Source organism: Paenibacillus sp. FSL W8-0187, assembly GCF_037969755.1.
Classification (GTDB): Bacteria; Bacillota; Bacilli; order Paenibacillales; family Paenibacillaceae; genus Paenibacillus_AQ.
In genome coordinates this window covers 4699924-4712806 of record NZ_CP150206.1, presented here as the reverse complement: position 1 = coordinate 4712806, position 12883 = coordinate 4699924, and the positions used below count along the sequence as shown (strand labels likewise).

At 46.9% G+C, this 12883-nt stretch carries 11 protein-coding genes; 6 read left to right on the top strand and 5 right to left on the bottom strand.

The annotated features are described in order from the left end of the window. The first annotated feature begins 69 nt into the window (after positions 1-69). Complete coding sequence (locus MKY48_RS21085; protein ID WP_076322102.1) at positions 70-630, top strand: helix-turn-helix domain-containing protein; 561 nt, start codon at positions 70-72, stop codon at positions 628-630. A 66-nt stretch (positions 631-696) separates the two neighbouring features. On the opposite strand, the gene MKY48_RS21080 is transcribed toward MKY48_RS21085, so the two are convergent. Further along, the gene (locus tag MKY48_RS21080; RefSeq protein WP_339290758.1) at positions 697-1260 is read right to left on the bottom strand and encodes a TraR/DksA C4-type zinc finger protein; all 564 of its coding nucleotides are present in this window, start codon (positions 1258-1260) and stop codon (positions 697-699) included. Between the two features lie 237 nt (positions 1261-1497). On the opposite strand from MKY48_RS21080, the gene MKY48_RS21075 reads away from it, so the two are divergent. Further along, complete coding sequence (locus MKY48_RS21075; protein WP_098746829.1) at positions 1498-1875, top strand: DivIVA domain-containing protein; 378 nt, start codon at positions 1498-1500, stop codon at positions 1873-1875. A gap of 68 nt (positions 1876-1943) precedes the next feature. On the opposite strand, the gene MKY48_RS21070 is transcribed toward MKY48_RS21075, so the two are convergent. Beyond that, positions 1944-2510 carry a cupin domain-containing protein gene (locus MKY48_RS21070; protein WP_339290757.1) on the bottom strand — a complete coding sequence of 189 codons (567 nt, stop codon included), beginning with the start codon at positions 2508-2510 and terminating at the stop codon, positions 1944-1946. A 250-nt stretch (positions 2511-2760) separates the two neighbouring features. Between MKY48_RS21070 and MKY48_RS21065 the strand changes: the two genes are divergently transcribed. From MKY48_RS21065 to nagE, 4 genes are all read left to right on the top strand, one after another. Beyond that, positions 2761-5445 (top strand): CHASE3 domain-containing protein, encoded by a 2685-nt coding sequence (locus MKY48_RS21065; protein ID WP_339290755.1) that lies wholly within the window; start codon positions 2761-2763, stop codon positions 5443-5445. 271 nt (positions 5446-5716) lie between these two features. Next, the gene (locus MKY48_RS21060) at positions 5717-6604 is read left to right on the top strand and encodes a transcription antiterminator (RefSeq protein WP_098746824.1); all 888 of its coding nucleotides are present in this window, start codon (positions 5717-5719) and stop codon (positions 6602-6604) included. Between the two features lies 1 nt (position 6605). Then, positions 6606-7103 (top strand): PTS glucose transporter subunit IIA, encoded by a 498-nt coding sequence (locus MKY48_RS21055; protein ID WP_339290752.1) that lies wholly within the window; start codon positions 6606-6608, stop codon positions 7101-7103. A gap of 474 nt (positions 7104-7577) precedes the next feature. Next, the gene (gene nagE / locus MKY48_RS21050; protein ID WP_339290751.1) at positions 7578-9050 is read left to right on the top strand and encodes an N-acetylglucosamine-specific PTS transporter subunit IIBC; all 1473 of its coding nucleotides are present in this window, start codon (positions 7578-7580) and stop codon (positions 9048-9050) included. Positions 9051-9143: 93 nt separating this feature from the next. Here nagE and MKY48_RS21045 read toward each other — a convergent pair whose 3' ends face one another. The 3 genes from MKY48_RS21045 to MKY48_RS21035 are packed head-to-tail and all read right to left on the bottom strand — an operon-like array spanning position 9144 to position 12795. Next, entirely contained in the window at positions 9144-10283 is a 1140-nt protein-coding gene (locus tag MKY48_RS21045) for a Ger(x)C family spore germination protein (RefSeq protein WP_076322095.1), read from the bottom strand. Further along, the gene (locus tag MKY48_RS21040) at positions 10280-11692 is read right to left on the bottom strand and encodes a spore germination protein (protein ID WP_339290749.1); all 1413 of its coding nucleotides are present in this window, start codon (positions 11690-11692) and stop codon (positions 10280-10282) included. Before MKY48_RS21040 ends, MKY48_RS21045 begins: the two co-directional genes overlap by 4 nt. Then, positions 11689-12795, bottom strand: a complete 1107-nt coding sequence (locus tag MKY48_RS21035; RefSeq protein ID WP_339266086.1) for an endospore germination permease — start codon at positions 12793-12795, stop codon at positions 11689-11691. The genes MKY48_RS21040 and MKY48_RS21035 overlap by 4 nt, the downstream gene beginning before the upstream one ends. Between the last annotated feature and the right edge of the window lie 88 nt (positions 12796-12883).

Here is a 12883-nt window from a genome sequence, read left to right as displayed (position 1 = left end):
TTGTAATTTCGATACTCTCGGCCTATAATGAAAAGAAGTGAAAAATAACATGAAGCTGAGGTGTACGGTGTGGAAACGAAGGAACTGACTACACTGGAAGAGATCAAAATATATTCAGATCCATATCGGCTCCAGATTTTGAATGTATTGAATAAGATGGACCGTCCGGCAACAGTAAAGGAAGTCGCGGACAATATCGGGGATGTGCCTGCTAAAGTTCATTATCATATGAAGAAGCTGGAGCGAATCGGAATGGTCAAGATCGTTTCCACGAAAGAGATCAACGGCATCATTGCTAAGTATTATGAACCTTTTGTCGGGACGGTAAAGATCAAACGCGGAGCAAATTCCGAGGAGCCGGTGATCAAGGAATTAATTCGAACCGAGACGAACAAACTATTATCGGAGTTGTTTGACCAGAATAGAGACCGTTTCTTCAAAAATATGAGTCAAGAGGGCGAAACGACGTCCATGTTGACCAATACAACCTTGTATATGAGCGAGGAAGAAGCGCGTGAATTTTTTGTTGAACTGGATAAAATGTTGACCCCCTATAAAAAGAAACGCGGTGAAGGTTACGACGAATATGAGTTTTTTGCTTCGAATGTTCGGACTCATAAAGAAACTTGATCACGGAAAACAAGCTGGTACCTTACGTACAGGTACCAGCTTTCCCTTCTATTTAACTGGATCGGTTCATACCTTCTTCTTATAATCGTCTTGTCCAGGTTTAATGGACATGCCGGGAGAGGTGGACGTTCCGTAATCTTCCACGGCGTCCCACGCGCCGGCGTCATCAAATTTACCGTCGGCCGCTTGGCGGTTGACGCCAGCTCCGGAAGGGGGCGGGGTCATGACATCCTCTTCAACCGGCCGGTTGTCGTTGATATCTTTCCGCGGCGTATGTTCGAGACAATAGGCCGTATAAGGCAAAGCTTCAAGCCGCTCGTATGGAATTTCTAGGCCGCACTCGGCACAGGTCCCATATTCGCCCTGGTCCATTCGCTGCAAGGCAGACATAATCTGCTCCAATTCATGATCAAGCGTTTCCTGAATGGCCAGGTCCCGTCCGCGTTCGAAAACCTCGGTCCCTATGTCTGCGGGATGATTATCGGCTGAGCTCAGTTCTCCCGTAGAGTCCCGAAGGGAATGATCCCTATTGGTTTCATCGCGGGACTCCAATTGCTCTTCCAATCGTTCTTTATCACTGAGCAACCGTCGTTTAAGTTCACTGTATTGTTGTTTTGTCATCGTTGTCATAGATAAGTCGCTCCTCTCTTTCGCTAAGTACACAATAAAGCTTCTTATGTAAAATCAATACCCGAAATGGATTGGTAACAATCACATGAATTGTGGGAATGGCAGCCCATCGTTTTTGGAACATTCTCCAAAAAAGCCCTGGAGTGTTTTAATCCCAGTGCTTAATGTGATATAAACAAAGATAGAGAGAGAAGGCTAAAAAAGTAGGGCTGCGCCAATATTTGGAGGTAAATCATTATGGATGAACACATGAAACGCCGATTGGATAAACAGAAAAAGCTATTTAAGCAACTAGGCATTCAACTGGACGCTTTGTCTATCCATGAAAAGAATTTTTCGAATAAACTACGGGGTTATGATCAGGAGGAAGTGGATTCCTTTCTGGACGAAGTGATTCAAGATTATGAGCGGTTTTATGCCACCATCTCCGATCTTATGGATAAATGGCAGGAGCAGCAAATCACCATTCGCGATCTCAGGGCTGGCGTTAAGCCAGAGGCAGAACGCCCGGCACTGAACCCGGAAGAGATTGAAGAGACGGTGGCGAAGCTGGAGGCCGACTTGCATACCCTTAAGAAGCAGATTCGCCCTGAACAAAGATTTTATATTGATTGATGCAATATCGTTGCGAGCGAAATTATTACATAAGAAGCGTCCCAATAACAATAACCACACTTGGCCGATCACCGGCTGCGTGTGGTTTTGTTGTTTGGGTGCCCGGTTATGAGTAAGGGTGGCGCAGGCAGAGGCTTATCCGAGGCGTCACTCTCCATCTTTTTATTTAGCGGGACGGGTGTAATGAGCGCCTCCGAGAGAGGTTTCTTGTTCGTATCATCACATGGCAACGCTTCTGCTCCCATGAGCGTATAAGCCCAGACCTGTGCAATGTCCATTTGGTGTGGACGCTCAGTGTTATAGACCAATAGCAAGATCGTTCCAGGGGTTAGCGCTGTTATCCAGTGACACCAATCAATAGGGGCGTGTACCACCTGACCGGGTACGATCTGATATACGAGTTTCTGATGAGTATCCGGATCAATCAGGGAATAGCTGATTTCTCCCTGAATGACATAGCACAATTCGTCCGTGTCCGGGTGGCTATGGGGAGAGAGGCCCTTACCTCGTTTAAGGTGAATTTCTGACATCATCATACCTTGCAGAAGGGGCAGCTCCAGTGACGACACATTCGCAACTCCGAGGCCGGTTCTACGCTCAGCCTGTTGCCTGGAATGATAAACATGCCTCGTCAATGCAGGATCCCCGCAAGCGCTTTAAAGGTTATCATACGAGTTACTCCTCCTTTTTGAGATTGAGATCCTATTATGTTGTACAAGCGTGTTCCTCTATAATATATGCTCATACGTTTATAAATCTGACTGCCTACGACTAAAGAATCATTGATGTCATCAAAACTGGTTTTGCTTGTAAACCATTTTCATAACAATTACTATGAGAATAGGAGCAGACTTAGACTGATAGATGACAAGGGAGGTTAGCCATTTGTCTAACAACCTGAAATTCAACATCCGCAGCAAGATTGTAGTTGGATATTTAATGATATTATTATGTCTTGGAGCTTTTCTCTGGATTGTATCAGACCGCATCTCTTCTCTGCAGGAAGAGGCGGATTTTATAGAGAAGCATGATATCGAAGTACATAATCTCACGCACGAAATCGAGAAGAATTTACTTGAAATGGAAACGGGTCAGAGGGGTTTTGTGATAACGGGGGATGATACCTACCTGGAACCTTTCAACCAAGCGCTGTCGTCTTGGCAGATTAACTATAACAAGCTGTATAAGCTTGTTAGCGATAATTCGGAGCAAGCCAATCATCTGGAGAATATTAAGGAGAATATCAAGGAGTGGATTACCAACGCCGGTCAGCCTGCCGTTCAATTGAAGCAGCTAGGGCAGGATGAGGAGGCCCTTCATTTCTTTATTAATGATCCCGGCCAGCAAGCCATGAACTCCATTCATGAGCTGTTCCTCTCGTTTAGAAGCAAGGAACGCGAGCTGACAACCAGCAGGATTGAAGAGATGAAAGAAAGCAACACCCATTTATTGTATACGATGTATCTCCTTTGGGCTGGGGCAGCGCTGATTACCATATGTGGAGCTTGGGTGATATCGAAGAGCATTGTAAAGCCGATCACGCAGGTAACTCATATCATCTCCGATATTGTCAGAGGTGGTAACCTCTCCCAACGGATTCATGTGCGATCCAATGATGAGGTCCGCCAGTTGGCGGACACAACCAACGAACTCCTTGCACAGGTCGGCAGACAGAACTGGGCTAAGGATCACATTTCGGTTATGTCGACGCTTCTTCAATCGTCAGATCGTGTGGAAACGGCCGTACAGTTTTTCATTCATAAGCTGGCTTTGATCATGAAACTGCCGTACGGTGCCGTTTTTATTAACCGGGGTGGATCGGAACTGGTAAAGGCAGCTGCTTTTGCCGATCCGGATGGTGAGCCTTGGAACAAGGTCAGAGATCGTTTCCTGCCAGGCGAAGGTTTGGTGGGACAATGTATGCTGGAGCAGCGAATGATTATTCTGGACGATATTCCACCTAACTATGTTCGGATTGAATCGGGGCTGGGTGATGCTGAGCCAACCACGCTGATGCTAGCGCCCGTTATGTTTGAAGGACAAGTTCTTGGTGTCATTGAATTGGCCAAGTTCAAGCCTTTCGATGACCTTGAAGTTCAGCTGATCGAACAACTGAATTTTCAGCTTGGGGTAACATTGAACTCGATCCAGAGTAAAATGGAAATCCAGCAATTGTATCATGAATCCCAAACGCTGAATGAGGAGCTTCAGAGTCAAACCGAAGAACTACAGGCGCAGACCGAGGAGCTGCAAACCCATTCTGTGGAAATGCATATGCTGAACGAGCGATTGGGGGCTCAGAAGGAGGCCGCATTAATCGCAGCCAGCGAATTGGAAAAATACGCGAAAGAGCTGGAGAAGAGTTCGAAGTACAAGTCTCAATTTCTGGCCAATATGTCCCATGAGCTGCGGACTCCACTGAACAGCATGTTAATTCTTTCCCAGATTTTGGCTGAGAACAAGCAGGGGAACCTGACGGAGGAAGAACAGCATTACGCTTCTGTCATCCATAATTCAGGCAGTGAATTGCTTAATTTAATCAATGATATTCTGGATCTGTCCAAGGTCGAGGCAGGAAAGATGCAAATCGAAATGGACTTGGTAAATTTGACGGAGCTGCCAGAACTGATGGAAGGTTATTTCTCCAAAAGCGCAGAATCCAAAGATCTGGAATTTGATATTGAGATGGCCGACGACTTGCCTGACCTGATGTACAGTGATGGGATGCGGCTCCATCAAATTCTGCGTAATCTGCTCTCGAATGCAATTAAGTTTACGGAGAGCGGCAGTGTTAAACTACGGGTGAAGAAGATGAATTCGATTGTGACCTCGGATTTTGTGATCAGTGGCGACGTCATTGCTTTTTTCGTTGAAGATACCGGTATCGGGATTGCAGCAGAGCATCTTCAACCGATCTTCGAAGCGTTCCAGCAAGGCGAAGAGGCTACGGCCAGAAAGTTTGGGGGGACAGGTCTCGGCTTATCCATATCGCTGCATTTGGCGAAATTGCTTGGTGGGTATATTACCGTGGAGAGCGAGGAAGGAATCGGGAGCACGTTTGTTTTATATTTACCGCTTGTTACGGAATATGGGACCAGCGAAAGTCTGTTTATGCTGCCTGAAGCGGCTGCCACTTCGAGCAACGCCAGTTGGAGTGATCTCCGAATGGAGGCGTTCGACATGGAAGTATCTAGCCGCTTGGAGCACAAAACCGTATTGATTGTAGATGATGATATTCGGAATGTGTACGGTTTGACCAATGTGCTGGAGAAACTCCAAATGACCGTGCATACAGCCCAGAACGGATTCGAATGCTTGGAGATGTTATACAAACATCAAACCATCGATGCGGTGCTGCTGGATATGGTCATGCCGGAAATGGACGGAGTCGAAACGATGAAGCGGATTCGCGAGAACCCGGAATGGGCGGAGCTTCCTATTATCGTGATGAGCTCCAACACAATGAGGGATACGGATCAGTTTCTTGCAGACGGCGCGAATGGATATCTGCACAAACCCCTTCATATCCAAGAAGTGATCCATACGCTTCAGAAATGGATTGGGAATTAAGGAAGCGATCGTATATTTACCTGTGGCGGCAGCTTCGAATATTGTCATAATGTCGTATGTTGACGAATGCGAGCCAATTGTTTTATGATGGATTCATAGCAGGAACATAAGACGGCGTGTTACCTTAAGAGGGCATGAGCCAAGAAGAGACAGCTTTCACATGGGGTCTTTTCTTGGCTTTTTTAATGTTTTGGGGATCGATACGAGCATTTCTTCGGATATGAATCCTTCGCCGTTTCTCTGATTAAACTTAAAGGAAAGGGGGAAGTTTATGAGCGGGATCGAGTTGTTTACAGTCGTACGTGTTATTGGTAACAATGTCGTTATGGTTACCGGCGGTAAGAAAGAATCGGAATACGTCATCCTGGGTAAAGGGATTGGCTTCGGCGCCAAAGCAGGCGGAACGATCGCTTCGGACGACAAGCGGATTGAGAAACTCTTCAGGCTGGAGGATCGGGAGCAGTGGAGTCAAGCTCACCATCTGCTGGAAGAATTTGATCCACTGGTGATGGAGATTACAGATCAGATACTCAATCTCATTGGACAGGAATTTCCGGGCACACTAAATGACAAGGTGTACCTAGCACTTCCAAGCCATATCCAGTTTACGATATACAGAATCCGTAAAGGCATGGATATTATTAATCCTTTCCTTGAAGAAACCCGGATCAGCTTCCCAAAAGAATATGATATCGCAGCCAAGGCAGCGGAATTGATCGGCCAGGCCTTCGATATCGAAGTTCCGGAGGATGAGATCGGCTTCTTAACCTACCATGTGTATTCGGCCGTCAGCCATGTGCCCGTAGGCCATCTGGTCAAGGCATCGAATGTGGTGGGAAACCTGGTAAGGTATATTGAAGAGGAACGGCAGGTCGCTTTTGACCGGGGAAGCATGGATTACGTCCGTCTTCTGATGCATTTGAGGTTCTCGGTAGACCGTATGTTGAATCAAGAAATCCATGTGGATAATCCATTTGCGGACCAGATCCGCTCCAAGTTCACGAATGAATATGGTCTGGCTACGCGCCTTGCAGGCATGATGGAGAAAGAACTCGGCAAGAAAGTACCTGAAGCGGAGGTTTGCTTTCTAGCGATGCATCTATATCGGCTTTTTACAGGGCGACTACAACAAAAGAATCAACCCAGGGAGGAATCTTAACATGTTTGATCGTTGGAAAAAGAAAAAAACAGCTACTGCTATTCAACTCACAGCACCATTGTCAGGTACAGCTGTGCCTTTATCGCAAGTGCCGGATGAGGCATTTGCTGCTGGTCATATGGGCAAAGGGATAGCCATCGAGCCTACCGAGGGCAAATTAATTGCGCCATTTGACGGGACGGTTGCGCATGTCATCAAGTCCAAACATGCCGTGATGCTGGAGGATCCGGCGACCGGTCTGCAATATTTATTCCACATCGGGATTAATACAGTCGGCTTGAAAGGCGAAGGTTTCACAAGCCATGTTCAAGCGGGTGATCAGGTGAAGTCGGGTCAGACGCTCATCGAATTCGACATGGCTGCAATCCAAGCCGCAGGTTATCCGACGATTACCCCGGTTATTGTGACCAATGCCGATGAGGTGGCTTCCAAGGTTGACGGTCAGACCGGTAATGTCGTGTCCGGCCAGGATCCTGTCCTGACCATTGAATTGAAATAATTCAATTCTATAGGCGATTGATTGAAATATTGGTCATTGACAAAACAGGAAAACGTGAATTAAGATAACAGCATAAATGAATACGTTTTAAGGCGTGTTACCATGAATTTGGGCATGAGCCAAGAAGAAACGGACTATATTTTTTATAGTCACCGTTCTTCTTGGCTTTTTTTGTTGGTATAGGGTCACGGTTCAGCGGGGCTGACGGAATTCTATATCACAAGAAAACTTACCTCTAAGACACGGTCGCTCTCTGAGAACCTTGATAGATAGAGGTTTGCTTATGGCCCCTGGTACCCATGATAGCCGGATCCATGCCGCCTTAAAATGATGAATACATGTACTACCAAGGAGGAGGATTTTCTGAGTCTTGTTGTTCCTTGAGTGGAAGGGAATAAATGGTTATTCATTCGACGCATTATGTAAACGGTTTCAGAAAAAAGCTAAATTATTGAAGTTGAAAGGATGATTGACATGCTGGCTAAATTGCAAAAGCTGGGTAAGTCCCTTATGCTGCCGGTGGCTACCTTGCCTGCGGCAGGTATCTTGCAGGGGCTTGGACTGATCGACTATCAAAAAGATATACCTTTGGGAGCTCTGGGAGCATTTCTGAATCAATATGTAACTCCGTTCATGACCTCCGGTGCACTTGCCATTCTGGATAATCTGCCGATTATCTTTGCAATCGGTGTTGCGATCGGATTTGCCGGGGACGCCGTTGCAGGTCTTTCCGCCCTTATCGGGTACATGGTGTTAACAAGAGTACTGGAGCAAGTGCCTCTGCAAATGCCATTTATACCGGATGACGTGAAGCTGAATATGGGAGTTCTGGGAGGTTTCTTTGTCGGTCTGTGGTCCTCCTATCTGTATAACAAATTTCATAAGATTAAAATGCCGGATTGGTTGGGCTTCTTCGCGGGTAAACGCTTCGTTCCGATTATCACCGCAGCCTCCACGATGGTCCTCGCGGTGCTGCTCGGTATGATTTGGAGCCCGATCCAGGATGCTATTTCCGCTTTCGGCAACTGGGTTGTCGGTCTTGGAGGCATCGGATCGTTCATTTTCGGTACAGCCAACCGCTTGCTTATTCCGCTAGGTCTGCACCATGTATTAAACTCCATCGCATGGTTCCAGATCGGCGATTACACGAATGCTGCAGGCGAAGTCGTTCACGGCGACCTGACGCGTTTCTTTGCAGGAGATCCGACGGCCGGTATGTTCATGTCAGGTTTCTTCCCGATCATGATGTTTGCGATGCCGGCTGCGGCGCTTGCCTTTATGCATACCGCCAAGCCGTCCAAACGAGCGCTCGTCGGCTCCATCTTTATCGGTTCTGCAGTGGCATCGTTCCTGACAGGGATCACCGAACCGCTTGAATTCGCGTTTATGTTCATTGCTCCGGTATTGTATGTGGTGCATGCGATTTTGACAGGTCTTTCCGGATTGATCATGTATGTCCTGGATGTACATTTGGGCTTCGCGTTCTCGGCGGGTCTGATCGACTACCTGGTGAATCTGAAGCTTTCTACCAATGCTTGGCTGCTCCTGCCAGTTGGCCTGGCTTTCGGTGTCGTTTACTATCTGCTGTTCAGAATTATCATTGTCAAACTGAACTTGAAAACGCCTGGACGCGAGGATGACGACGTGGATACGGTTTCTGACGATAGTGGTACAGATGCCCCTGCTTCGTCCGGCGCAACATCCAGTAATTCCAAGGCAGCTAAGGTTCTGCAAAACATCGGCGGAGAAGATAACATTGTCAGCGTCGATGCTTGTATCACACGCCTGCGCCTCATAGTTAAGGACGATAAGGCTGTTAAGGATTCGGAGTTGAAAAAATTAGGCGCATCCGGTGTCATGCGTCTGGGTCAAGGTGCGGTTCAGGTTGTATTCGGACCGCAGGCGGAATCCATTAAAGACGAGATCAAGGATATTATGAAAAAATAAAGGAACAACAAAAAGAAGCAGGCCGATAAAGGTCTGCTTCTTTTGCTGTTTTCACAATTTTCGGGCAAAATACAGCTTGTTTATGACGTACGTTTATCGGTTCAAACTTCTGCGCTGTCCCCAGTATCGCAGGTTGACGTCAACCTCAAGTTCAAGCGACGTTTCATCGTAGATTTCCTTTTTCTGTTCCACTAATTTCTTCCAGAGCTTCGGATCGGTTCGGTACAATTGGAGACATAGCTGGTAGGGATCCGCGTGGATCAATGCAGCTTTATGGAAGGTATTATGCATTTCTTTTCGCAGGGTATCTTCCGTTAAGCGCTTCATCTCCTTAATTCCCACCTTCTTATACATATTCTGCACCGTCCCGATGACGTTAAGCTTGATTCGATATGACGCATCCTTTGGTTTACGGATGACTTCAATGGATGATTGGGGCTTCTCCAGCCGTATGCTCCCGACGGCTTCGCCGTCCGCCTGAACAATGACGGCAGCATGGGTTTGAGGCGAGGCTAGCCAGCGTGTACCCAACAGATCGGATCGTTTGAGCCAACCCATCAATTCCTTGTTCTTGATCAGAAAACCGCCGTTCACTTCTAAAATCGGGTGCTGCTTCAGATTTTCCGACCAGTTCTGATTTGAAATATGGAGCGAGGGCAATACGACGGTAGCGGCTTTCTCCCGGTAGAGACGAATAAAGTTCACGAATTGAATCGGACGTATAAACGAGAATTGGACATAGCTTTCTCTGGGTTCATGAAGCAGTGAGTGCAGAGGTGAGAGCTGAAAGAACGGCGATACCGTAAAGAGGTCCTCCATATTGTCCTTGGTGCCATAGATCCATTTCGTATAACGGATTTCCTGCGAACGGTTGGTCAGGTCGAACACTTGGGACAACTGCTTAGGTTTTAACACCGCTTCCGTAAGCACCAAAGCCGTGACATGGCCCCAAGAGACCCGCTGCTGATTCGATGTATACAAATCGATTAGGGCTTCAGCCAAAGTGGTGCCGGTTCCTCGGCCGACCCAAATCGGCGCTTTCTCAGTTGGCTTGCTGCTTTCTTGTTTGGCAATCGTTGCGAAGTCCAGCATCTGCACATAGATGATATACTTGTCGTTCTTATAATCGACGCCCAAAGCCGTGATGTAGTTGATATCCTGCACTTCTTTGTTATCCCAGCAGCCTGAAATCAGCAAAGATCCTATACATGCGAGTATCCATACACGCTTCATAGGGCTCCACCCTTTTTTCGTTTGCCCGGAAATCGCATGAGATTGCCAATGATTTTGGATAAGGAAAAAGGCGAGAAGGGGGCAAGATACGGCTGTCCAAATGGATTATGATGGGCTGCATACTGAACGATCAAGAATACCGATATGAAAAAACCGAATAACCCGAATACCGAGGAAAGAGTAAGGACTAAAAACCGGAAAATCGTCTGGGTAACAACAAAATCCTGATTGGAGTGGGTTGATCCCGCAACAAAAGCCAGTGCGCCGATCACCGTCATCGTTGGGGAGAAAAAACCACCCCGAATCGCGGCGTCACCGATGATGATACCGGAAACGACCGTAATGGTTGACGCGATTGGGGAAGGCATCTGCATACCGGCTTCCCGCAGTAGGGTAAGTAGAAACAAGATGATCAGCATTTCAAACCCGGTCGGAATAGGAAGCCCAAGCCGCGTGTTCGCGACCGTGGCCAGCAGCGGGAAAGGGATTTGATCCTGATGAAAGGATAGCAAGGTAATATAAAATCCCGGAAGGAAAACGGAAATCAGGAAGCCAACCAGTCTGAGAATTCTCCATGGGATAACGAAATAAAACGGCATCTGCGGATCCTCTGCGGCAAACAGGAGCTGCATAAAACTGGCAGGTGCAATCAATACTACGGGACTTCCCTGCATAATAATGACCAATCGACCGCGAGTTAAAGAGTCATAAGCAAGATCGGTCCTTCCCGTATAATCGAACATGGGAAGCACCGTAAATCGATACGGCGTTAGATGCTCAGCGAGCTCGCCCATGCCTACGGGTGAGTCGCCGGAGAAATCATTTAGCTTATTCACGATGGCAGTGACGGTCTCTGGGATCACCTTGTCTTTTAAGTACATGATGCCGACAGTAGTTTTGCTCTTGTCACCCAGCTTAAAGGAGGAATAGACGAGTCCGGGTGATTTCAGCCGTTTGCGAATGAGCGATACATTGATATCCAATTCCTCGACGAACCCGTCACGAGGACCTTTGATCGAGGTCTCTGCGGAACTTTCCTCCGGGGTACGCCCAATGCTTTTGGATGCGCTATAAGAATACAGCTTATTGTCTTTAGGAAAATACAACGCAACATAACCTGAATATACAATATCATCAACCGATTCCACATTAGCCTCGGATGTGTCAAGGGTAAGATAATATTCCAGATGGTCGGGATCAAACGGATGCTTCTGAGAAATGGATATATTCCATTCCTTGCTAATAACAGGCAAAAAGGTTTTGGACATCAATTGAGAATCGCACATCATCGGGTTGTAAACCATAATGGCCCATGGCAGCATATCACCTTCTGCACCAGGATAAGACGTAATATAGATGTCATCGGAATCGGCATAACGATCTCGGAGCTGCTGTTCCGTCATATTCATTGCGGGGATTCTCCTTTCGACGAATGTGAGTTCTGTTGTTGGGATGGTTTATGGATCAAGAAGAACAACAGGAGGCTTAAGATGGTAATATAAACGGCGGATATGGGCAAAAAATAGTCTGCCATTGCATAATACATTTTGGGATTGCTGATCGGTGAAGCGCACAGAATAATAAGCAGCGTTGACACGGCTAATATGCCTACGCTTTGCTTGGACTTGGGAAGAAGGGTTTCACAGAGCAAAAAAATCGAGATGGATATGGAGATATAAGCTCCGCTGAGCCATTGGAAAATCGACAAAAAGTCGACATGCTCTACGAATTTGCCCAGCTTTACGAGACGCCACTGTTCATAAGCCGGGTATCGCTGGAGACCCATTTCTTCAGGTCCAAATTCGGCAATGCCGCCAACGGTGGGTCCAAACGTCAGGAAGATCAGAACCAGATGGATGAGCAGGATTGTAAGAAAACCGGGTTTTTTCTGAAGGTGGGGGCGTAAGAATAAAATCAATATAAATTGGGACAGTCCTCCGAACATGACGGGGATTCCGCTTAGAACCGGCTGGAAGCCATCTTCAAGGACCGGCAGCAAATAATTGTAGTTCTTTACTTTCAGATTGGCCAAAGATACGAATATCCCCAGCAAAACGACAAAAGGAAGCAATATTCCGGCAGAAACGCCAATGGTCTTTATGCCGTGATTTGCGCTGACAAGACATAATACTAAGAGTACCAATGCGGTGGCAATGATAGGGGTTTGGATCATATAGGTCGATTTTGTCCAATCGATGACCTCTTTTAAGGTATAAAAGGCAAAAGTAAAAAAATATAAAGCGGACAAACTCATCACCAATATTCGTGCCCCTTTGCCGCTGCTTTCGTCAAGTGCCTGCGTGATGGAACGATTGCCGATTTTTTGGATGATCCCGTAAATAAGCAGAACCCAGGGCAGGAATAATACGGCCGACACGATAATGGTGATCCAGGCATCCCGTCCGGATTTCTCCAGAAGCACAGGTATGATCATGACATGATTGGTCAAGCCGGCCGTAAGCATCATAATCATAAACGCCTGATTCGTTGGAATACCGCGAGTTCCTGACATGTTTGATCCCCCAATACAGCTTTCTTCCGTTTAGAGTTCTCGGGGAACACCCAAAATATGCGAGAGAACCCAGCCATAGACTGGACAT